Raw genomic sequence first — 23,666 nt, forward strand, 5'->3', positions numbered from 1 at the left:
TGTCATAATAACATAATGTTTGTTTGAATATATAAATGTGTATTTCACTTCTAAAATTGGAAAATTTGATTTAAATGTTTAAAAATATAGGAATTAAATTTCTGTTGTTTTGAATGGTTAATCAGTCGTGATTTTATTCTTACAATGTGCTGATAATGAGTATTTTAACAAAAATACAACATATCTAAATCCTTATTAATCAAGGGTTTAAGTGATTTTGGGTACGTGCCGTTATTTAGCTAGTGTTTTTTAATTGGTTTTATTTTAATTTTGATTAATTATTTAAGACAGACGATTATGAAAAATATTATACTTTCCAATTTTCATCCCGTTCTAGTAGGTAAATTATTCGACCAGGAAAAGCTTAATCAATACACTAAGTTTTTATATTATCATTTTCAAAATCTCCCATTATCAGATAGTCCTGCTAGTGAAATTGATGGTCAGGAAAAAGTTAGTTTCGAATTTATATCTAATCAGGTAGATAAGTATTCCGTTTCTCCCGAAAGTATTAATTGCAGGCAAAGTATAATTTTTGAAGAGGTTGAAGAATTCATTGAAAATATAATGAGCATTACTTCTCCTTCAGAATATCATTTTCCTTATGGTTTTGAAGTTAATCCAGAAAATTCTTTTGGACCTAAAATTGCTGTCCGTATGGAATGGTTTAAAAAGAAAATGGGGTTGGTTTTTGATGAATTTTATTCTAATACACCTTCCAGACCTGAAAACCTTATTCACGTCACTTGTTCTGGTTATTCCTCGCCAAGTGTTGCACAAGAAGCTGTAATTGAAAGAAACTGGGATACAGTTCAGGTTACGCATTCGTATCATATGGGTTGCTATGGAGCTTTTCCAGCCATTCGTACCGCCAGTAGTCTTATTTGCTCGAGTAAAAATAACGGTAGGGCAGATGTGGTTCATACGGAATTATTGTCCGCTCACTTAAATTTAACGGAGTTCTCAGCCGCAAATACTATGATTTGTTCTCTTTTTGCGGATGGTTTTATAGGCTATTCTTTATACGAAGAAAGGGCATTTATGAAGGATGATACCATTAAAGAAAAAAAGGGATTGCGAATTTTGGCTTTTCATGAAGTTATCATTCCGGATTCTTTAGAAGATATGTCTTGGGATTTAGGAGAGTATAATTTTTTAATGACGCTGTCTAAACGTGTTCCTGTTTTTATTCGAAAAAATATTAAAGCTTTTTTAACTACACTTTGCGCAAATGCCGATGTTAATCTTGAAGAGCAGAAATCAAAGATGCATTTTGCCATTCACCCCGGCGGTCCAAAAATTATTGATTATGTAATTGATGCTGTAGGATTGTTAAAAGAACAAGCTCACTGGTCTTATGAAGTCTTGCGTGGCTATGGGAATATGTCTTCCGCCACAATTCCTCATGTTTTAAATGAAATTATAAATGATCCAAACATCAAATCAGGAACTAAAGTTGTTGCTATGGCATTTGGGCCAGGTTTAACTGCAACTGGACTCCTGCTAGAAAAACTGTAATTTTTTTTATGTGAAATATAAAATGTCAATACTGTGTAAAGACCAGTATTGACATTTTTTTTTTTTAGCTCCCGACACTTCAGAACCGCAATGCGGAAAACTTTCACCGCAAACTTTCGCACAAACACTTACCACGTACTTTCACCGCAAACTTGTCATTTCGATGCTTCCTTTGTCAGCACAGGCTCCGGAAAAATCTCATTACGGTTATCAACTTGATGTGATTTCTCCCATTGGTCGAAATGACAAACGGTGTGGAATGATTGTGAGGAGATTCCTCTCCAGACGCTTCGGGATCGGGCACGAGGGCTATGCTCGAATTGGAGAAGCAATGGCAAACGAGACGATATTCACGCAAACCCTCACCTCAAACTTGTCATTTCGACGAAGGAGAAATCTCATTACTTTTATCAACTTGATGTGATTTCTCCCGTTGGTCGAAATGACAAACGGTGTGGAATGATTGTGTGGAATTACTGTGTTGAGATTCCTCTCCAGACGCTAGGGGAACGGACACGAGGGCTATGCACGAACTGGCGAAGCAATGGCAAACTGTACGGAATGACAAACTGTGTGGAGATTCCTTCTTTCAGCAATGTTGTCTTTTTTTAAATTATTTGCAGTTCACTCCAAGTTTTTGTCCTCATTAAAAAAAAAGATGTTAAAATCCAGAATGTTATTTGGGAATTTTAAAAAATGAGAATCAATTTTAAGAATTTAGGATAATGAGTTTTTTATCATAATTTTTTATCGAAAAATCAACGCTAAATTAATTAAATGTGAATCTGTTAGATTTATTTTTAGAAGTTTAACACTATTTTAGGTTTAACAAAACGTATGTAATACAATACGCAATCAACTCATATTCAATTAGTTAACGAGTACTTCATTGTTAATATATTATTCGTGTAATGCTTTTCTTAATGAACTGTGCATTTCATCGGAAAAAGTAGAATGTTACCTTATCTCTCTTTGTTTTTATTGCCTTTTTTTAGTTTAACAACTAACTTTGGGTAACAGATAAATTCATTTTAGGTTGTTTTATAAAACAGCTTTTGATATAAAAATAAGGATTTTAGTTTTTATTTCCCCCATAAAAACAGCCTTTGATGATGTGATACTTCATAAATTTAATTTTTGAAGATGTTTCGTTCCCTACAAGTTTTCTCCCCAAGTTTGGAAACTTTTGTTTTTAACCTTCTTTATTAATTTCGATGCTAATTATTTTGTATTAGGGTTTTAAGTTGTTTTAAAAAATGACTTTGTTGGTTAGTAAAAGGCTTTTATTTTATTCCTCCCCATAATAAAAAGACCCTTTGGATAACAGCACACTTCATAATTTTTTTTGGAAGCTGTCTTGTTTTGTGCAGGTTTTCTCCCCCAAGTTTGAAAACTCCTGTTTTTAACCTATTCGTTTAATTATAACTTTAAAAGTCGTTTATCATAAATGACTCTCTTATTGCTGAAGGATGCGTCTGGTTTTATTTTCAATTGACTCTCCTTTGGATGATGTGTACTTCATAAAAAGGTTTATGAAGATGATTTTTTTATACTTGTTTCCCCAACTCTCTCAATAGCCTGCTTAATATAACTTATGGAATAAAAATACTATTATTATGAAAAATACTATTTTTTACACGATTAAAAGTGTGCTGAAATATTGGTACACTTTTTCCTGCTATCTCAAAGCAGGTTTTTCGAGCTTTTTTTGGACGAATGCGTTCACTAAAAAGCTCGTTTTTTATGGAACGTTGCTGCTTTTAGGGTTAGGTTTTAGTTCCAATTCCTATGGGCAGTTTGTTGGGTCATCTGCTGTCAAGGCTGGCTTCGGTGTTGATGGCGATGCATATGCAAACCTTGTGCAATTTGGCAATCTGGATCCCCCACCCCCAATTCCTCACCCCCTCACTCCTCTTACAGGTACGGATGACTGGTTTAAGATAGTGGTTCCAACTCCTCCGCCAAGCCCATTTAATGGTTCCGGCTTAGGTGTTATTGAGCAAAGCCTTACCGGCGTGGTTGGTAATCCAACATTTGATATTGTTGCTGCAATTAATGCAAACAGCAATACTTCCTTTGTAAAAAGGCAGTCATTTCCTCCTCTTAGCTTTGTTCCTGGTCTTGATAAGGATAATAATATAGTTGACTATTTATGGATAGACGCAGTGTATGGCAGGGATGGAAATAGCGCCCAGGGGAATAAGGATTCCAGTATTTTTACCTCCACGGCAGACAAGAACTCTGACAACCCGAATACTTGGGTTCTTGGATCAGGAAGTGTTCCCCAAAAAGACGACATCATTGATGTGATGGCACATTTAAGAGGAGTAGGAGAACCAGATGAAGCCAAAGGCACACCTTTTTCAACACTTTGGGCCTTTGCTGCGGCCACGCTAAGGGAAACTTCTGGTAGCAAACATATTGATTTTGAATTCTTCCGAACCCTGGTGACCATCAATCAAGAAGGCACACAATTCGTGAATACGGGCACAAAAGACCCCATTACCGGACTTTATACTGAAGGAGGCCGTACGGCATTCACTTTTAATGATAATGGAACTGTTGACGTTCCAGGGTCCATAATTGTTTCGATTGATTATGAAAACGGGGGTACCAAAGCGGATGTGAGGATTAGGGTATGGATGGAAGAGTCCGTTTTTAATAGTGTTAATTCATTACCATTAGCTAGGCCTTTTAACGTAGTCCCTGGTACTTTTGTGAAAGGGGAAGGCAGTGGAAATTTTGGATATGGACGTATTGAAGCTAAGGATCAGGACACAAATATTTTTGGAAGGGTCAATGCAGAGGGAAGTACCCTTGCAACACCTTGGGGAACCTTGTTTGGTGAGAAAGCGACATTTTCTAATGAATATCAATCCTTTCAGCACGTAGAAATCGGTATTAATCTTTCCGCTTTTGGTTTGGATAAAAGAGGATCTGAAAATCCTTGTGAAAATATACTGGGTAGTTTATTGGTTAAGACCCGTAGTTCTGCCGGTGGACAGTCAGATTCTTTTACCAGCGAGCTGAAAGATTTTGCGGGACCGTTCCCGTTTGGGAATACTATTGCTCCACCAGGAATAACCCCGTTAGATCTTACTGTTTGTGCAAATTCCGACAACAATCAAACATTTGATTTTGATGATAGGATTATTGTTGTGGGTGATGGAACTATAACATTCTATGCAACAGAGGAAGATAGAGATGCGGGGACTAACGCGATTACTTCAGCATCTTCCCCTTCAAAAGATTTTTACCCTGTGCTAGCAGGTGTTACGAAAAAAATCTATGTTCGAGGTGGTACAACGAATGCTGCCTGTTTTAGTAAAGCTGAATTTACTATTACTGTGAATGCAGTACCAGGAGCCCCTACAGCAGGACCAAATTCCCGTTGTGGAACAGGTACAGTAAGTTTGACTGCTTCAGGTTGTACAGGTACACTTAATTGGTACGCTGCTGCAAGTGGAGGTTCATCTTTAGGTACAGGTTCACCATTCGTTACAGCTAGTATAAGCACTACAACTTCTTACTATGTTTCCTGTACCAGTGCTGCTGGTTGTGAGGGACCAAGAACAGAAGTGGTTGCTACTATTAATGCAATACCGGGTGCTCCTACAGCTGGACCAAACTCCCGTTGCGGAACAGGTACAGTAAGTTTGACTGCTTCAGGTTGTACAGGTACACTTAATTGGTACGCTGCTTCAAGTGGAGGTTCATCTTTAGGTACAGGTTCACCATTCGTTACAGCTAGTATAAGCACTACAACTTCTTACTATGTTTCCTGTACCAGTGCTGCTGGTTGTGAGGGACCAAGAACAGAAGTGGTTGCTACTATTAATGCAATACCGGGTGCTCCTACAGCTGGACCAAACTCCCGTTGCGGAACAGGTACAGTAAGTTTGACTGCTTCAGGTTGTACAGGTACACTTAATTGGTACGCTGCTTCAAGTGGAGGTTCATCTTTAGGTACAGGTTCACCATTCGTTACAGCTAGTATAAGCACTACAACTTCTTACTATGTTTCCTGTACCAGTGCTGCTGGTTGTGAGGGACCAAGAACAGAAGTGGTTGCTACTATTAATCCAGGACCGGGTGCTCCTACAGCTGGACCAAACTCCCGTTGCGGAACAGGTACAGTAAGTTTGACTGCTTCAGGTTGTACAGGTACACTTAATTGGTACGCTGCTGCAAGTGGAGGTTCATCTTTAGGTACAGGTTCACCATTCGTTACAGCTAGTATAAGCACTACAACTTCTTACTATGTTTCCTGTACCAGTGCTGCTGGTTGTGAGGGACCAAGAACAGAAGTGGTTGCTACTATTAATGCAATACCGGGTGCTCCTACAGCTGGACCAAACTCCCGTTGCGGAACAGGTACAGTAAGTTTGACTGCTTCAGGTTGTACAGGTACACTTAATTGGTACGCTGCTTCAAGTGGAGGTTCATCTTTAGGTACAGGTTCACCATTCGTTACAGCTAGTATAAGCACTACAACTTCTTACTATGTTTCCTGTACCAGTGCTGCTGGTTGTGAGGGACCAAGAACAGAAGTGGTTGCTACTATTAATGCAATACCGGGTGCTCCTACAGCTGGACCAAACTCCCGTTGCGGAACAGGTACAGTAAGTTTGACTGCTTCAGGTTGTACAGGTACACTTAATTGGTACGCTGCTTCAAGTGGAGGTTCATCTTTAGGTACAGGTTCACCATTCGTTACAGCTAGTATAAGCACTACAACTTCTTACTATGTTTCCTGTACCAGTGCTGCTGGTTGTGAGGGACCAAGAACAGAAGTGGTTGCTACTATTAATCCAGGACCGGGTGCTCCTACAGCTGGACCAAACTCCCGTTGCGGAACAGGTACAGTAAGTTTGACTGCTTCAGGTTGTACAGGTACACTTAATTGGTACGCTGCTGCAAGTGGAGGTTCATCTTTAGGTACAGGTTCACCATTCGTTACAGCTAGTATAAGCACTACAACTTCTTACTATGTTTCCTGTACCAGTGCTGCTGGTTGTGAGGGACCAAGAACAGAAGTGGTTGCTACTATTAATGCAATACCGGGTGCTCCTACAGCTGGACCAAACTCCCGTTGCGGAACAGGTACAGTAAGTTTGACTGCTTCAGGTTGTACAGGTACACTTAATTGGTACGCTGCTTCAAGTGGAGGTTCATCTTTAGGTACAGGTTCACCATTCGTTACAGCTAGTATAAGCACTACAACTTCTTACTATGTTTCCTGTACCAGTGCTGCTGGTTGTGAGGGACCAAGAACAGAAGTGGTTGCTACAGTAAATCCGAATCCAATTTTAATTGTTACAAACCCAGCATCAGTTTGTTCTCCATTGACAGTTGATTTAACTGCTGCATCAGTAACAGTAGGAAGTACATTGTATGGAGCAACCTTGACTTATTGGACTAATGCAAGTGCAACAGTAGAGTTGGCAAATCCAAATGCGGTATCAGTATCTGGAACATATTATATAAAAGCCACAACGACTGCAAGTTGTTACGATATCGAGGCCGTTTCTGTATTAATTGAAACTTGCGGAGGTCCTTTATGTACTTATACTCAAGGAGCTTATGGTAATTCCGGAGGTAAATATTGTGATGGCACAACAGGTGGAATTCCTACTGCTGATCTAATTACGCAGGCATTAACTAATGCCGGATATTCAATTAGAGTAGGTAAACCTGGTCATTCCGTTATCATGAATTTAGGGGATGAAAGTTGTATCATTGATGTATTGCCAGGTGGAGGTAAAGCCAAAGAGCTTGGTGTAGCAGATGATATTAACATTTGTGCATTGCCAAGTTCTTATTTGAAAAATGGTAAAATCAACAACGTACTTCTATCACAAACCATTGCTTTGGCATTAAATGTTAATATTACCAGTCCATCTGAATTAGGTGCATTTATATTACAAGCAGGTACTTTGGCAACAGCCAAACCGGTTGGTGGATGTGGTACTTCAGTTACAAAAGATGAGATATGTGGTTATTATGATGAAAACAATATTTGGATACCAACAGAAAATGAGTATACTCGTAGAACATTCAGTGCTGCTGTTATTGAGGCTATCAAAGGTGATAAAACTGTTGCCGGATTGTTAGATTTGGCAAACCGAGCTTTAGCTAATGTTGACGGAATTAAAAACTCTGAGGATGATGTATCATTATCTGAAATTGCAGGTGCCGTTGGTTCCATAAATGAAGTGTTTGACGAATGTGCTATATTCAAAGGTTGGATTGTTGAATGTCCTCCTAAACCAGGAAATTCTAGCACGACTTCAAAAATCGAACTTGCCGGCTTCACCGCCAGTCCAGTTCCTTTCGAAGATCAATTGACTATTAGATATGATTTTGATTATCAATCTGACGTTAAAATAGAAGTATTTAATGCACAAGGTATTTTAATACTTTCTAAAAACGATACTAATAGTTATTTGAATAAAGAAATCTCACTAAGCCTTAATGTAAATAGAGGTCAAGAGCAGGTTTTTATTGTGAAACTAACTACTGATAGAGGAAGCAGTACTAAAAAAGTAATGTCTTCTAAATAGTTTAACCGTTTAATTTAAAATGAAAAGCATCCGTTTTCGCGGATGCTTTTTTGCGTTTATCAATTTGATGTAATTTCTTCCGCCGCAGCGGATCGAAATGACAAAATGCTGTTGAATAACTCTGTGTAGATTCTTCTCCCCGCGTTTCGAGATCGGATTTGTAAAATAATGATTTTATTCAAAAACAAACTTTGGCACAGTTAATGGATAGTGTATAAAAAGATAACCTTTAAAAAATAAAATTATGAAAAAGATATTTACCCTTTTGGCCATTGCAGGACTGTTCAGTTTGCAAAGTTGTACTGTTGTTGATGATACAGTTTATGTAGATAACAACACCATTAGTGAAGTTTTTGAAGTGAATGCTTCTTTTAATTCAACTAATAATTACAGTAGGTTTATTCAGTTGAATCCTGCGATATTTCCTTCGGATGTAGTTTTAGTATATCGATTGTCTGGAGTGAGTCAAGGGAAGGACATCTGGAAATTATTACCGGAAACGTATTATTTTAATGATGGAACACGTGATTTTGGCTATAATTTTGATTATACTAGAACCGATGTAAGTGTTTTTATGGTAGGGAATGATTTACAATCCGTTTCCACAGATTTCAGGTTGAATCAGGTATTAAGAATAGTGATTGTTCCTGCGAGTTTTTCTACTTCAATAAACAAAAACAGTTTGGCTGATGTAATGGCTGCTTTAAAATTAGATGAAACTCAAATCCAAAAAATTGATTTTTAATTAATTAGATTCATAGCGCATAAAAAAAGGAAATCGAAAGATTTCCTTTTTTTATGCGCTATTGTTTTTTGGGTTAAGATACTTCTTCAGTTGTTTTCCCATTGTTCATTTTTAATGAAACCACAATTCCAGTTAGAAGAGCTACAGCTATAAAAGCTAAAGACGCCCATTCCGGGATCTCCATAAAATCGTGAAGCAGCATTTTTAAACCTACAAAGCTCAAAATGGCTATAAGACTAAATTCCAGATAATTGAATCTTTCTAACATATTAGCCAAGAAGAAATACATAGATCGCAAGCCAAGTATTGCAAAAATATTCGAACTGAATACTAGAAAAGGATCACTAGTTATGGCTAGAATAGCCGGTACACTGTCAATCGCAAAAACGACGTCCATAACTTCGATAACTATTAAGGCAACAAAAAGGGGAGTTGCCGCAGTAGTATGTCTTCGCTTAACGAAAAAATGTTCACCGTCGATATGACTTGTGATAGGAATAATCTTTCGTAACATTCTGTAAACTAATGAATTTTTAGGCTCGAATTTTTCTTCTCCGTCTACAAACAGCATTTTCATAGCGGTATATATTAAGAATGCACCTAATATATAGGTAGCCCAAATAAATTTGTGGATTAGAAGTACCCCAAAATAGATCATTAAACCCCTAAAAATAATCGCTCCTAAAATTCCCCAAAACAATACCCGATGCTGATATTTTTTTGGAATTTTGAAAGAAGAGAAGATAATGGCAATAACAAATATGTTGTCGATGCTTAGAGAAAGTTCAATTAGATATCCAGTAATATATTTAATTGCGGCAGCTCCAGGTTTTAAATTATCTGGATTAGAAATGTAATTGTTGAGGTATAACCAATAAATAACTCCGGAAAACAAGAAGGATAGTGTGACCCAGACAGCAGTCCACTTCGCTGCTTCCTTAGAGTTTATTATATGTGGTGTTTTATTGAAAACACCTAAATCTAATGCCAGAAATAATATAACAAGAGTTAAAAAAGAAAGCCATACAATCATAAAACAGGTTTTACACCACTTATGTTTATAAATTAGTCCGATTGTCAGTTCTAGGGCAGTCGAGAACCAATACAGTATCTCAACTGCACTCGATGTTAAGCTCATTAAGTTAAGTTGAATCACTCGTCACTTCGAGTGATTTCAAACATTAATGCGATAGCTTTAATGTTTGAAATTGTATCGAGAAGCCTTTAAAACAAAAGGGTTCTCGATACTTCGTGATAATTTTCTATCGCAAATTATTACTCAACTCGAACTGACGAACCCTTAACTTAATGACATTGCGCTCGAAAAGACAAAAAAACATTGGACTAAAGTATATTAACAAATGGTTTTATTTGAACAACAAATATACCTTTTGATTGTTTAATTTGATTGTTAATACATTATTTTTCACATAAAAAAAGTGCTTTCATTACAAAAGCACTTCTGGGTATTTTAAAGAATATAGAATTATACTAGCTCTTCTACTAAAGCAGAGTTAACGGTCTTAATAATTCTTGCGGCAATTTTATATGGATCACCGTTTGAAGCTGGTCTTCTGTCTTCAAGCCATCCTTTCCATCCTTTTTGAACAGTGATAATTGGTATTCTGATTGAAGCTCCTCTATCTGAAATTCCATAAGAGAAATCATGAATAGAAGCAGTTTCATGTTTACCGGTTAAACGAAGGTCGTTATATGCTCCGTAAACAGCAATATGTTCTTCAACTACTGGGCGGAAAGCCTCGCATATTGCTTCGTATGTTTCCTGAGAACCACAAGTTCTTAAAACTTCATTTGAGAAATTAGCATGCATTCCAGAACCATTCCAGTCTGTATCACCTAATGGTTTTGGATGGTATTCAATATAGTAACCGTATTTTTCAGTAAGTCGATCAAGTAAGTATCTAGCAATCCAGATTTCATCACCTGCAATTTTTGCTCCTTTTGCAAATAATTGGAATTCCCATTGTCCGCAAGCAACTTCTTGGTTAATACCTTCGAAATTAAGACCAGCAGCAATACATAAATCGGCATGTTCTTCAACAAATTTTCGTCCATGGGTATTTTTTCCTCCTACTGAACAGTAGTACATTCCTTGTGGTGCTGGATATCCACCTATAGGGAATCCTAATGGCAATAATGTTTTAGTATCCATAATGAAATACTCTTGCTCAAAACCAAACCAGAAATCTCCGTCATCATCAATAGTTGCTCTACCGTTAGATGCGTGTGGCGTACCATCAGCATACATAACTTCTGTCATAACTAAATATCCATTGATACGTGTTGGATCAGGGTAAATCGCAACAGGCACTAATAAACAGTCAGAAGCACCACCTTCTGCTTGTTTTGTAGACGAACCATCAAAAGACCAGTTTCCTATTTCTTCTAATGTTCCTTTGAAGTTTTCGTGCTCTTCCACTTTAGTTTTACTTCTAAGGTTTTGAGTTGGTTCGTATCCGTCTAACCAAATGTATTCTAGTTTTATTTTAGCCATGATAGTTTATATTATATCTGTAATTTTTCTTGGGTGCAAATATAAAATCTTTTTCTTAATGATTAAAAAATAGGGGGTAGTATTTATTGAAGTGTATTAATTTTTCTAATTTGAGTATTTTTACAGGGGTAAAATTATTAAAAAACAGTTTTAAGGGCGTTTTAAAATTAAATTCACAATGGTTAATTCTTAGTTTTTGGTTTTTATTTCTTATATTTGCCCACTATTTATTAACAAAATAAAATTTGTCTATATGTCAACATTACGTTTCCAAGCTTTGAGAGAAGCTTCTACAAGAAAACCAGTTCAATTTGAAGAATCAGGAAGAAAGTCTGCTATTTTCGGTTCAAATGTGTTTAATGATAAGGCAATGAAGCAGTATTTGACTTCGGATGCTTTTAAAGGAGTTCAAGGTGCTGTTCAGCACGGAACTAAAATAGATAGAAAATTAGCAGATTATATTGCTATGGGTATGAAAGAATGGGCACTTTCTAAGGGAGTAACTCATTATACACACTGGTTTCAACCGCTTACTGGTGCAACCGCTGAAAAACACGATGCTTTTTTTGAGACATCATATGATGGAAGCGATCCAGTTGAAAAATTTGGTGGAGCACAATTAGTGCAACAAGAACCGGATGCTTCTAGTTTTCCAAATGGAGGAATTAGAAATACATTCGAAGCAAGAGGATACACTGCTTGGGATCCAACGTCTCCAGCATTTATATATGGGACTACTTTATGTATTCCAACCGTTTTTATTTCTTACACAGGTGAGGCTTTAGATTATAAAACACCTCTTTTAAGAGCTTTAACCGTTATGGATGAAGCTGCTACTGATGTATGTAAATATTTTGACAAAAATGTAAAAAAAGTTACAGCTACCCTTGGATGGGAACAAGAATATTTCTTAATCGACAGATCATTAGCTGAATCTCGTCCTGATCTTATGATGACAGGAAGAACTTTGCTAGGACATACTTCTGCAAAAGGACAACAATTAGACGACCACTATTTTGGTTCTATCCCAACTCGTGCATTAGTTTATATGAGAGATTTAGAACAAGAATGTATGTTGTTAGGTATACCGGTTAAAACCCGTCATAATGAGGTGGCTCCAAACCAATTTGAGTTTGCACCAATTTTTGAAGAAACAAACCTTGCCGTTGATCACAACTGTCTATTAATGGATGTAATGCAAAAAGTGGCTGAACGTCATGATTTAAAAGTGTTATTACATGAGAAACCATTTAAAGGAGTTAACGGTTCAGGGAAACATAATAACTGGTCATTAGCGACAGATACAGGGGTAAATTTATTGAGTCCTAGTAAAACTCCTATGACTAATTTGCAATTTTTAACTTTCTTTATCAATACAATTAAAGCAGTTAATGATAACGAAACATTATTAAGAGCAGCGATTGCTACAGCAAGTAATGACCATAGATTAGGGGCTAATGAAGCGCCACCGGCAATTATTTCTGTATTTATTGGAGCTCAATTGACTAAAGTTTTAGAAGAGTTAGAAGGAGTGACTACTGGAAAATTATCTCCTGAAGAAAAAACAGATTTAAAACTAAATGTAGTTGGTAAGATTCCAGAAGTAATTTTGGACAACACGGATAGAAACAGAACGTCTCCTTTTGCCTTTACAGGAAATAAATTTGAGTTTAGAGCGGTAGGTTCTACGGCTAACTGTTCGAATGCAATGACTACTTTGAATACCATTGTTGCAAAACAATTGAAAGATTTCAAAAAAGAAGTGGATGCTTTGATCGAAACTAAAGACATGAAGAAAGATGATGCAATCTTTAATGTTTTAAGAGAGTATATCAAACATTCTAAAAAAATCCTTTTTGAAGGTGATGGATATAGTGAGGCTTGGGAAATTGAAGCTGGAAAAAGAGGTTTGAGTAACTTTAAAACTACACCAAAAGCATTAAAAGCAAGAGTTTCTAAACAGGCTTTGGATTTATTCTCTGAAATGGGGATTATGAACCATATTGAAATGGAAGCCCGTTACGAAATTGAATTGGAAGAGTACACTAAGAAAATCCAAATTGAAGGTAGAGTTTTAGGTGATATTTCAACAAATCACGTAATTCCTACAGCCATTCGTTACCAAAATACATTAATCGAAAATGTAAAAGGATTAAAAGATATTTTTGGTGCTGAATTTGAAACTATCGCTAAGGAGCAAATCATAATTATAAAAGACATTTCAAGACACATTGAAGGAATTAATTCTAAGGTACTTGAAATGACAAATGAAAGAAAGAAAGCAAATGTAATGACTGATGCACAAGAAATGGCTGAAGCTTACTGTGATAATGTTAAACCTTATTTTGATATTATCCGTGAGCACTGTGATAAACTGGAGCTTTTAGTTGATAATGAATTATGGACTTTGACTAAATACAGAGAGTTGTTGTTTACTAAATAACAACAATTCCATATACTATTTAACCCGATACATTTTTAATGTATCGGGTTTTTTTATACGATTTCATTTTTTTGTACGTTATTTACGATATATAATTTGGGTAACTATGAGAGTAAGGATTTGTTTAGTTTTTTTGTTTTTTAATTTGATTTCTGTTTCTGGACAAGAAAAACTAGAGCTGTTTTTTGATTTTAATAGAGACGTAATTAATGAAAAATCGAATTTAGATTTCAATAATTGGTTGGTAAAATCAAAGGATAAAGAGGTCTTGAAAATTTACGGGTACTGTGATAGTGTGGATACAAACTTATATAATAAGGAATTGTCATCCAGAAGAGCTAATAATGTGTTGTCACTTATCAGATTTAATAATGTCCAGTTAAGTAAAGATTTTGAAATCAATGGTTATGGGGAAGATTTCGAGCCTTCAAAAGTGTTAAGTGAGAATCGAAAAGTAGTAATCTATTATGTCGAAAAATTAAAAAGTAAAGATAATGAAACGAATGGGGTGAATGTTTTAATTGTACAAAAGAGACAAAAAGACAATCCATTAATCAGTTCATTAGATACAGAAAACAGTTTAAAGAATGAAATTAGTAAAGCCAAGGCTGGAGATCTTATCCGATTAGAAAATTTGAATTTTCATTTTAATTCTGAAAAAATAACCGAAAGATCAGAACCCATACTTTTAAATCTCCTAGGTATCCTTAAGTCAAACCCGAAGTTAAATATTGAAATTCACGGTCATATATGTTGCAATAATAATCCTAATGATGTTAAACTTTCCTATCGGAGATCCAAATTCGTATTTGATTATTTAATAAAAAACGGAATTGCTACAGCCAGATTAGGCCACAGAGGCTTTGGGAGTACAAGACCAATTTATGCATTGCCAGAAAAAAATGAAGAAGAGCGTTTGAAAAACCGAAGAGTTGAAATTAAAATCATGAAAAAATAAATTTTAATATGTTTTTTACGAGTCTTTGTTTTTCTTGTTAGGAGTCGTTGTTGTTTACTATTTTAAAGGAAGAGGATAATGACTTAGGTTGTTATCCTCTTGTTTTTATAATTTCAATTTTATTAAATGAAAGTATCGAAAATAATCAACTCATTTTCGCCACTAATTCCTTGAAAAGTTTATATGCCACCATAGCAGTCATATTGTTTATGTCTCGTGTTGGATTGTATTCCACAATATCCGCACCAACAATTTCTCCAGAAATCGATTGTATGATTTTTATCAATTCACGAGTTGACATTCCGCCTGGTTCATGATGAGAGATTCCTGGTGCAAAAGCAGGGTCAAGTACATCTAAATCCAATGAAATGTACAACGGGAATTGCAATTCTTTGATGAAGTCAAAATTGAAGTCTTTCATTTCGATGACTTTTACCCCAAAACGATTTGCTTGTTCTTTTTGATGGGTATTAAAAGTTCGAATACCTACTTGCGTCAGGGACTTTATAGTTCCCATTTCCATCAGTCGGGCAAAAGGGGAAGCGTGCGAATATAGATTGTCATCAAAATTATCATACAGATCTGCATGTGCATCAAAATGTAGAATATTTAAATCCTTGTGTTTTTCTGAAAAGGCCTCGATTATTGGAAACGAAACAGAGTGATCTCCTCCAAAACAGATTATTTTATCATCACTTAATAGTTCATCTTGTATTTTTTTCTTGATGGTTTTATAAACTGATTCAGGATTCATATTACTGAAAACAATGTCTCCTTTGTCTGAGTAACTTTTGTTGTTTGTAATTTCAGTCCCGTTCTCGGCAAATGAATTGGCTGAACCATCGCTGTCCATCAGTCGTATGCGAGGTGGAGCCATTGCAGGGCCTTTTAAAAAAGAGGAGTTTCCGTCAAATGGGATGCCTATTAGTTTTATCATAATTAAATGTGTTTATAGTTTGTGTCTATTTTGTTTTTGGAATATTATGATGAATCAATTCTAGCGAAATAACCTAATTCCTTATAAATATATTGTTTTTTATAAAACACTTGCGAAAACGCAATAGGCTAAACCCAAAAAATAATTATCTTTGCCGCACACAACACCAATAATTTCATGAGTTCAGATACTTCAAAAAGATACGCACTTAGAGGCGTTTCGGCATCCAAAGAAGATGTGCATAACGCCATAAAAAATATAGACAAAGGTTTGTTCCCTCAAGCTTTTTGTAAAATTGTCCCAGATTATTTAACCCAAGATGAAGACTATTGTCTTATTATGCATGCTGACGGAGCGGGTACTAAATCCTCTTTGGCATATATGTATTGGAAGGAAACCGGCGATATAACAGTTTGGAAAGGTATTGCTCAGGATGCGTTGATAATGAATATTGACGATTTATTGTGTGTAGGGGCAACTGATAATATTTTGCTTTCATCCACAATAGGAAGAAATAAAAACCTAATTACTGCCGATGTGATTTCAGCGATCATCAATGGTACTGAGGAATTGATAAAAGAGTTAGATTCATTTGGGGTAACAATTCATTCTACTGGTGGTGAAACTGCTGATGTAGGTGATATCGTTCGAACTATTATTGTGGATTCTACAGTAACTGCAAGAATGAAGCGTTCCAAAGTTATTGATAACGCAAACATCAAGGCTGGAGACGTTATTGTAGGATTGGCTTCTTTTGGTCAGGCTACATACGAGAAAAGCTATAATGGAGGAATGGGAAGTAACGGACTTACATCTGCTCGTCATGATGTATTCGCTAAATATTTGGCGACTAAATACCCAGAAAGTTTTGACGCTGCTGTTCCTGAGGATTTGATTTATTCAGGTCAGGTAAAATTAACTGATGCTGTGGAAAACAGCCCAATCGATGCGGGACAATTGGTTCTTTCACCAACTCGTACCTATGCGCCAATTATTAAGAAAATTTTAGACTCTTACGATGCTAATGAAATTCACGGAATGGTACACTGTAGTGGTGGAGCACAAACTAAGATTTTACATTTCGTAGAGAACTTACATATTATAAAAGACAATTTGTTTCCGGTACCTCCTTTGTTTCAATTGATACAAGAGCAGTCAAAAACAGATTGGAAAGAAATGTACCAAGTATTCAATTGTGGTCACCGTATGGAATTGTATGTTCCTGAAGCGGTTGCCCAGGATATAATTGCCATTTCAAAATCATTCAATGTCGATGCTCAAATCGTGGGTAGAGTTGAAGCTGCAGATGGTAAGAAACTGACTATCACTAGCGAATACGGAACTTTCGAATATTAATTATAGCTGCGTATCCTGTTGTTAGATATGTTTGACTAAAAAAAAACAAATTGTTATGTACGAATTACTTTTTTGGAAATATTTAGAAGGCGTTTATTTAAATCACCATGAGGTTTATGAAGCTTTGGAAGATCAAGCTGCTATAGACGGTTTAGAGGAGCTTCCTGTTCAGATCATCTTGAATAGAATCGCTTCAGTATTTTCTAAATGGGAAAAAGTAGATGATAACAGTTGGAAAAACAACAGTGGAGTAGGTGCTTTTCAAGTAAAGACTACCCCTCAAAGCATACAAATTGATTGTTATGGTACCGAAGGGAAGACAATGGATGCCTTGGTAAATATTATGGAGGAATTTAAATGTCCACTTTATGACCCACAGGTTCCGGAGCGATACGATGAAATGAACGAATAATTCGAATGTGTAAATTATTTGGGCGTTCCCCATTATAAAAAAAAAGAGACTATACCTATATATAAGGAATAGTCTCTTTTTTTTTATAATAGGTCGGGCTATCCGTTACAAGTCCTCGTCCCGCCAAAAAAAAGGCGGGACTGTGGGCTTTTCACTTCTATCCCTAACGCAATCTCGGAATCCAAACTTTGTTTTGAGGCATTATTTCTTATTCATTATATGAGTTATGATTTAAATCAACTACAATATTCTCAAATCTTCCGTTCTTCTGTAGGCTGGAATCTTTCTTTTTTAGTTTTAAATTTCAGCAAATCCCCATCAATCTTCACAAACCACTCTCGTAAATACTATCTTTCCTTCGGTAGTAATAAGAGAGAGGAAAAACTTTTGCTTTCAACAACCACGTTTTAAGCAATTTAAAATAAAAGAAAAAAAAACATCAAAAAAAAGCGTTTAAAAAGCTTGAATAACTGAAAAAAGGAGGTAGTTTTGCACCCGCAATAGCAAACAAGTTCATTAACAAATTGAGTAAGCGAAACACGGGAAACCGGGTTTAAAAAGAAAGAAAAAGAGAAACGAAAGTTTCTAAAAAAAAACTTTTCAAAACGCTTGCGAGATTAAAAAGAAGATAGTATCTTTGCACCCGCTTCGAGAAACACGCTAAGTGTTTTAAGAGGTTTAAAAACAAGAAGAACACGTTCCTAGACATATTGAATTGACAGCCGTTTTTGAGAGAGATTTCAAGAACACAAGAATAAAGAGTAATGAATCGAGAGATTTGAAAAAACCGATAGATCTTCAGTCAAACATAAATAGAATCAAAGCAATTTGATTCGCATAATATACGATGAAGAGTTTGATCCTGGCTCAGGATGAACGCTAGCGGCAGGCTTAACACATGCAAGTCGAGGGGTATAGGGAGCTTGCTTCCTAGAGACCGGCGCACGGGTGCGTAACGCGTATGCAATCTACCTTTTACAGAGGGATAGCCCAGAGAAATTTGGATTAATACCTCATAGTATTACGACCTGGCATCAGGATGTAATTAAAGTCACAACGGTAAAAGATGAGCATGCGTCCCATTAGTTAGTTGGTAAGGTAACGGCTTACCAAGACTACGATGGGTAGGGGTCCTGAGAGGGAGATCCCCCACACTGGTACTGAGACACGGACCAGACTCCTACGGGAGGCAGCAGTGAGGAATATTGGTCAATGGGCGCAAGCCTGAACCAGCCACCGCGTGCAGGATGACGGTCCTATGGATTGTAAACTGCTTTTATACAGGAAGAAACCCTCCGACGTGTCGGAGCTTGACGGTACTGTAAGAATAAGGATCGGCTAACTCCGTGCCAGCAGCCGCGGTAATACGGAGGATCCAAGCGTTATCCGGAATCATTGGGTTTAAAGGGTCCGTAGGCGGTCAGATAAGTCAGTGGTGAAAGCCCATCGCTCAACGGTGGAACGGCCATTGATACTGTCTGACTTGAATTATTAGGAAGTAACTAGAATATGTAGTGTAGCGGTGAAATGCTTAGAGATTACATGGAATACCAATTGCGAAGGCAGGTTACTACTAATTGATTGACGCTGATGGACGAAAGCGTGGGTAGCGAACAGGATTAGATACACTGGTAGTCCACGCCGTAAACGATGGATACTAGCTGTTGGGAGCAATCTCAGTGGCTAAGCGAAAGTGATAAGTATCCCACCTGGGGAGTACGAACGCAAGTTTGAAACTCAAAGGAATTGACGGGGGCCCGCACAAGCGGTGGAGCATGTGGTTTAATTCGATGATACGCGAGGAACCTTACCAAGGCTTAAATGTAGTTTGACCGGTTTGGAAACAGATCTTTCGCAAGACAAATTACAAGGTGCTGCATGGTTGTCGTCAGCTCGTGCCGTGAGGTGTCAGGTTAAGTCCTATAACGAGCGCAACCCCTGTTGTTAGTTGCCAGCGAGTCATGTCGGGAACTCTAACGAGACTGCCAGTGCAAACTGTGAGGAAGGTGGGGATGACGTCAAATCATCACGGCCCTTACGCCTTGGGCTACACACGTGCTACAATGGACGGTACAGAGAGCAGCCACTACGCAAGTAGGAGCGAATCTACAAAACCGTTCTCAGTTCGGATCGGAGTCTGCAACTCGACTCCGTGAAGCTGGAATCGCTAGTAATCGGATATCAGCCATGATCCGGTGAATACGTTCCCGGGCCTTGTACACACCGCCCGTCAAGCCGTGGAAGCTGGGGTGCCTGAAGTCGGTGACCGCAAGGAGCTGCCTAGGTAAAACTGGTAACTAGGGCTAAGTCGTAACAAGGTAGCCGTACCGGAAGGTGCGGCTGGAACACCTCCTTTCTAGAGCCTTAGTGTTAGTTGATTTATCAACACGCTAGGGAAAGAGACGAAAAGAGAAATTGGAAACAAAGATTAAAATTTATTACTCTTGCTGTTAGTTCAAATAATACAATTTAAGAATAAGAGTGTCTCGTAGCTCAGCTGGTTAGAGTACTACACTGATAATGTAGGGGTCGACAGTTCGAGTCTGTCCGAGACAACTATTTATACTTAAATAAAAGAAGAATCTAGAGTTAGCAATTCACAACTCATTTGGATGTAAAGTAAAGTTACTGAAAACTGAATACTGAACACTGCCAACTGTATTGGGGAATTAGCTCAGCTGGCTAGAGCACCTGCCTTGCACGCAGGGGGTCAACGGTTCGACTCCGTTATTCTCCACTATCTGAAGAAGATAGAATTTAGAGAAAAGAATATAGACTTAGTCTATTATCTATTTTCTTTGTTCTTTATTCTAAAGAAAAAGTTCATTGACATATTGAGATAAGAAAATAATAAAAAGTAGAAAGCAGATTTACTATTTATTTAGTAAATCGAAAAAAAACGGTCTTAATTGATTTTAAGATTGGTACAATAAGCAAAATAAGGGCGTATGGGGAATGCCTAGGCTCTCAGAGGCGATGAAGGGCGTGATAAGCTGCGAAAAGCTACGGGGACGAGCACACATCGATCGATCCGTAGATACCCGAATGGGGCAACCCACTATGTTGAAGACATAGTACACCGATAGGTGAGCAAACCCGCTGAACTGAAACATCTAAGTAGGCGGAGGAGAAGAAAACAAAAGTGATTCCGTAAGTAGTGGCGAGCGAACGCGGATTAGCCCAAACCAATGTTGTTACGGCAATGTTGGGGTTGTAGGACCACGTTATTTGTTGCGGATAGAATTAGAATCTACTGGAAAGTAGAGCCAAAGAAGGTGATAGCCCTGTATAAGTAATAGAAGATAACGATAGTGGTATCCTGAGTAGGGCGGGACACGAGAAATCCTGTCTGAATTTGGCGGGACCATCCGCTAAGGCTAAATACTCCTGAGAGACCGATAGTGAACCAGTACCGTGAGGGAAAGGTGAAAAGAACCGTGAATAACGGAGTGAAATAGATCCTGAAACCATACGCTTACAAGCGGTCGGAGCCCTTTCGTGGGGTGACGGCGTGCCTTTGCATAATGAGCCTACGAGTTAACGTTGCTGGCAAGGATAAGTGGTTAAGCCACGGATCCGTAGCGAAAGCGAGTCTGAATAGGGCGCTTTAGTCAGTAGTGTTAGACGCGAAACCGTGTGATCTACCCATGGGCAGGTTGAAGCTGTGGTAACACACAGTGGAGGACCGAACCGGTTGACGTTGAAAAGTCTTCGGATGACCTGTGGGTAGGGGTGAAAGGCCAATCAAACTCGGAAATAGCTCGTACTCCCCGAAATGCATTTAGGTGCAGCGTTATGCGTAAAGTTATATAGAGGTAGAGCTACTGATTGGATGCGGGGCTTCACCGCCTACCAATTCCTGACAAACTCCGAATGCTATATAATGTTTCATAACAGTGAGGGCTTGGGTGCTAAGGTCCAAGTCCGAGAGGAAAGAACCCAGACCATCAGCTAAGGTCCCCAAATATACGCTAAGTTGAAAGAACGAGGTTTGTCTGCATAGACAGCTAGGATGTTGGCTTGGAAGCAGCCATTCATTTAAAGAGTGCGTAACAGCTCACTAGTCGAGCGGACGGCGTGGATAATAATCGGGCATAAGCGTATTACCGAAGCTATGGATTTCATATTAAATTATGGAGTGGTAGGGGAGCATTCTCACAGGGTAGAAGGTGTATCGTAAGGTATGCTGGACTGGTGAGAAAAGAAAATGTAGGCATAAGTAACGATAATGCGGGCGAGAAACCCGCACACCGAAAGACTAAGGTTTCCACAGCTATGCTAATCAGCTGTGGGTTAGTCGGGACCTAAGGCGAACCCGAAAGGGACAGTCGATGGACAACGGGTTAATATTCCCGTACTACTTATTACTGTGATGGGGTGACGGAGTGATGAAAGCGCCGCGAACTGACGGAATAGTTCGTTGAAGTACCTACCTATAAGATCTGCAGGCAAATCCACAGATCTTGGGGAAATACGATAGTACTCGGAGTCTTCGGACAAAGAGATAGTGCGCCTAAGGGCTTCCAAGAAAAACCTCTAAACTTCAGGTAATGAGTACCCGTACCGCAAACCGACACAGGTAGTCGAGGAGAGAATCCTAAGGTGCTCGAGAGATTCATGGCTAAGGAATTAGGCAAAATAGACCCGTAACTTCGGGAGAAGGGTCGCCACGCTTTACGGCGTGGCCGCAGTGAAGAGGTCCAGGCGACTGTTTATCAAAACACAGGGCTCTGCAAAATCGTAAGATGAAGTATAGGGCCTGACACCTGCCCGGTGCTGGAAGGTTAAGTGGAGATGTTATCTTCGGAGAAGCATTGAAATGAAGCCCCAGTAAACGGCGGCCGTAACTATAACGGTCCTAAGGTAGCGAAATTCCTTGTCGGGTAAGTTCCGACCTGCACGAATGGTGTAACGATCTGGACACTGTCTCAGCCATGAGCTCGGTGAAATTGTAGTAACGGTGAAGATGCCGTTTACCCGCAGTGGGACGAAAAGACCCTGTGCACCTTTACTATAGCTTAGTATTGACCTTGGACAAATGATGTGTAGGATAGGTTGGAGACTGTGAAGTGGCGTCGCTAGGCGTTGTGGAGTCATTGTTGAAATACAACCCTTTGTTTGTCTGAGGCCTAACCCGCGAACGCGGGGGACATTGCTTGGTGGGTAGTTTGACTGGGGTGGTCGCCTCCAAAAGAGTAACGGAGGCTTCTAAAGGTTCCCTCAGTACGCTTGGTAACCGTGCGTAGAGTGCAATGGCATAAGGGAGCTTGACTGAGAGACATACAGGTCGATCAGGTACGAAAGTAGAGCATAGTGATCCGGTGGTTCCGCATGGAAGGGCCATCGCTCAAAGGATAAAAGGTACGCCGGGGATAACAGGCTGATCTCCCCCAAGAGCTCATATCGACGGGGGGGTTTGGCACCTCGATGTCGGCTCGTCACATCCAGGGCTGGAGAAGGTCCCAAGGGTTGGGCTGTTCGCCCATTAAAGTGGCACGCGAGCTGGGTTCAGAACGTCGTGAGACAGTTCGGTCTCTATCTACTGTGGGCGCAAGAAATTTGAGTGGATCTGATTCTAGTACGAGAGGACCGAATTGGACAAACCTCTGGTGTATCTGTTGTTCCGCCAGGAGCATCGCAGAGTAGCTACGTTTGGAAGGGATAAGCGCTGAAAGCATATAAGCGCGAAACCCACCACAAGATGAGATTTCTTTTAAGGGTCGTGGGAGATGACCACGTTGATAGGCTATAGATGTAAAGGCAGTAATGTCATAGTCGAGTAGTACTAATAACCCGTAAGCTTATGTACACTTTTCCTCCACGCTTCGGCGTGGAGGGAGAAACTTTCTAAAAAATACTTTTTTCTTTATCTCAGTATGTTAAGATATTTTGTAATTGATAGTTAACTTTAGTTAATTAATAATTATGATAATTGCCCAAAGCAATTATAACAACCTTAAGGTGGTTATTGCGGCGGGGCTCACCTCTTCCCATCCCGAACAGAGTAGTTAAGCCCGCCTGCGCAGATGGTACTGCAGTTATGTGGGAGAGTATGTCGTCGCCTTTCTTTTGAAAACCCTATCCAAACTGGATAGGGTTTTTTTTGTTTTTCATAGGATCGACGTGTTCGCCTAACGGCTCGGCTTGTCGTCTTTCTTTAATCTGGACTTGTTACAGATTCTAAAACCCGTTTCTTACGAAACGGGTTTTTTTGTGCCT

At 38.5% G+C, this 23,666-nt stretch carries 10 protein-coding genes, 2 tRNA genes and 3 rRNA genes; 12 read left to right on the top strand and 3 right to left on the bottom strand.

The features are described 5' to 3' along the window. Positions 1–297 precede the first annotated feature (297 nt). From FLAK523_RS08240 to FLAK523_RS08250, 3 genes are all read left to right on the top strand, one after another. Positions 298–1,518 (top strand): 3-oxoacyl-[acyl-carrier-protein] synthase III C-terminal domain-containing protein, encoded by a 1,221-nt coding sequence (locus FLAK523_RS08240; RefSeq protein ID WP_248902480.1) that lies wholly within the window; start codon positions 298–300, stop codon positions 1,516–1,518. Between the two features lie 1,616 nt (positions 1,519–3,134). Next, positions 3,135–8,081 carry a hypothetical protein gene (locus FLAK523_RS08245; RefSeq protein ID WP_248902481.1) on the top strand — a complete coding sequence of 1,649 codons (4,947 nt, stop codon included), beginning with the start codon at positions 3,135–3,137 and terminating at the stop codon, positions 8,079–8,081. 244 nt (positions 8,082–8,325) lie between these two features. Then, positions 8,326–8,826 (top strand): hypothetical protein, encoded by a 501-nt coding sequence (locus tag FLAK523_RS08250; protein ID WP_248902482.1) that lies wholly within the window; start codon positions 8,326–8,328, stop codon positions 8,824–8,826. A gap of 73 nt (positions 8,827–8,899) precedes the next feature. Here FLAK523_RS08250 and FLAK523_RS08255 read toward each other — a convergent pair whose 3' ends face one another. Together FLAK523_RS08255 and FLAK523_RS08260 are read right to left on the bottom strand one after the other, a co-directional pair. Beyond that, a complete protein-coding gene (locus FLAK523_RS08255; protein ID WP_248902483.1) occupies positions 8,900–9,859 on the bottom strand; it encodes a TerC family protein in 960 nt (319 codons plus the stop codon). A 453-nt stretch (positions 9,860–10,312) separates the two neighbouring features. Further along, entirely contained in the window at positions 10,313–11,341 is a 1,029-nt protein-coding gene (locus tag FLAK523_RS08260; RefSeq protein WP_248902484.1) for a glutamine synthetase beta-grasp domain-containing protein, read from the bottom strand. 253 nt (positions 11,342–11,594) lie between these two features. On the opposite strand from FLAK523_RS08260, the gene FLAK523_RS08265 reads away from it, so the two are divergent. Beyond that, the gene (locus FLAK523_RS08265; protein ID WP_248902486.1) at positions 11,595–13,784 is read left to right on the top strand and encodes a glutamine synthetase III; all 2,190 of its coding nucleotides are present in this window, start codon (positions 11,595–11,597) and stop codon (positions 13,782–13,784) included. Positions 13,785–13,890: 106 nt separating this feature from the next. Next, positions 13,891–14,742 (top strand): OmpA family protein, encoded by an 852-nt coding sequence (locus tag FLAK523_RS08270; protein ID WP_248902496.1) that lies wholly within the window; start codon positions 13,891–13,893, stop codon positions 14,740–14,742. Positions 14,743–14,887: 145 nt separating this feature from the next. Here FLAK523_RS08270 and speB read toward each other — a convergent pair whose 3' ends face one another. Then, positions 14,888–15,679 carry an agmatinase gene (gene speB / locus FLAK523_RS08275; protein ID WP_248902497.1) on the bottom strand — a complete coding sequence of 264 codons (792 nt, stop codon included), beginning with the start codon at positions 15,677–15,679 and terminating at the stop codon, positions 14,888–14,890. 177 nt (positions 15,680–15,856) lie between these two features. Here speB and FLAK523_RS08280 point away from each other — a divergent pair, with 177 nt between their 5' ends. The 7 genes from FLAK523_RS08280 (at position 15,857) to rrf (ending at position 23,514) form a co-directional block, all read left to right on the top strand. Next, on the top strand, positions 15,857–17,035 hold the full coding sequence (locus tag FLAK523_RS08280) for an AIR synthase related protein (protein WP_248902498.1): 1,179 nt from the start codon (positions 15,857–15,859) through the stop codon (positions 17,033–17,035). 55 nt (positions 17,036–17,090) lie between these two features. Continuing rightward, positions 17,091–17,447, top strand: a complete 357-nt coding sequence (locus FLAK523_RS08285) for a hypothetical protein (protein WP_248902499.1) — start codon at positions 17,091–17,093, stop codon at positions 17,445–17,447. An 844-nt stretch (positions 17,448–18,291) separates the two neighbouring features. After that, positions 18,292–19,803 (top strand): 16S ribosomal RNA (locus FLAK523_RS08290). 126 nt (positions 19,804–19,929) lie between these two features. Further along, positions 19,930–20,003 (top strand) — tRNA-Ile (locus FLAK523_RS08295). Between the two features lie 107 nt (positions 20,004–20,110). Continuing rightward, positions 20,111–20,184 (top strand) — tRNA-Ala (locus FLAK523_RS08300). Between the two features lie 190 nt (positions 20,185–20,374). Further along, a 23S ribosomal RNA gene (locus FLAK523_RS08305) occupies positions 20,375–23,256 on the top strand. Positions 23,257–23,404: 148 nt separating this feature from the next. Further along, positions 23,405–23,514 (top strand): 5S ribosomal RNA (gene rrf / locus FLAK523_RS08310). The 16S, 23S and 5S rRNA genes sit together here with 2 tRNA genes alongside, the layout of an rRNA operon. Positions 23,515–23,666 lie beyond the last annotated feature (152 nt).

This window comes from Flavobacterium sp. K5-23 (genome assembly GCF_023278045.1).
Lineage (GTDB): Bacteria > Bacteroidota > Bacteroidia > Flavobacteriales > Flavobacteriaceae > Flavobacterium.

Excerpts from the sequence above, each read along its gene's own strand:
- FLAK523_RS08240 (WP_248902480.1), top strand. The coding sequence starts at position 298 with ATGAAAAATATTATACTTTCCAATTTTCATCCCGTTCTAGTAGGTAAA.
- FLAK523_RS08245 (WP_248902481.1), top strand. The coding sequence starts at position 3,135 with ATGAAAAATACTATTTTTTACACGATTAAAAGTGTGCTGAAATATTGG.
- FLAK523_RS08250 (WP_248902482.1), top strand. The coding sequence starts at position 8,326 with ATGAAAAAGATATTTACCCTTTTGGCCATTGCAGGACTGTTCAGTTTG.
- FLAK523_RS08255 (WP_248902483.1), bottom strand. The coding sequence starts at position 9,859 with ATGATTGTATGGCTTTCTTTTTTAACTCTTGTTATATTATTTCTGGCA.
- FLAK523_RS08260 (WP_248902484.1), bottom strand. The coding sequence starts at position 11,341 with ATGGCTAAAATAAAACTAGAATACATTTGGTTAGACGGATACGAACCA.
- FLAK523_RS08265 (WP_248902486.1), top strand. The coding sequence starts at position 11,595 with ATGTCAACATTACGTTTCCAAGCTTTGAGAGAAGCTTCTACAAGAAAA.
- FLAK523_RS08270 (WP_248902496.1), top strand. The coding sequence starts at position 13,891 with ATGAGAGTAAGGATTTGTTTAGTTTTTTTGTTTTTTAATTTGATTTCT.
- speB (WP_248902497.1), bottom strand. The coding sequence starts at position 15,679 with ATGATAAAACTAATAGGCATCCCATTTGACGGAAACTCCTCTTTTTTA.
- FLAK523_RS08280 (WP_248902498.1), top strand. The coding sequence starts at position 15,857 with ATGAGTTCAGATACTTCAAAAAGATACGCACTTAGAGGCGTTTCGGCA.
- FLAK523_RS08285 (WP_248902499.1), top strand. The coding sequence starts at position 17,091 with ATGTACGAATTACTTTTTTGGAAATATTTAGAAGGCGTTTATTTAAAT.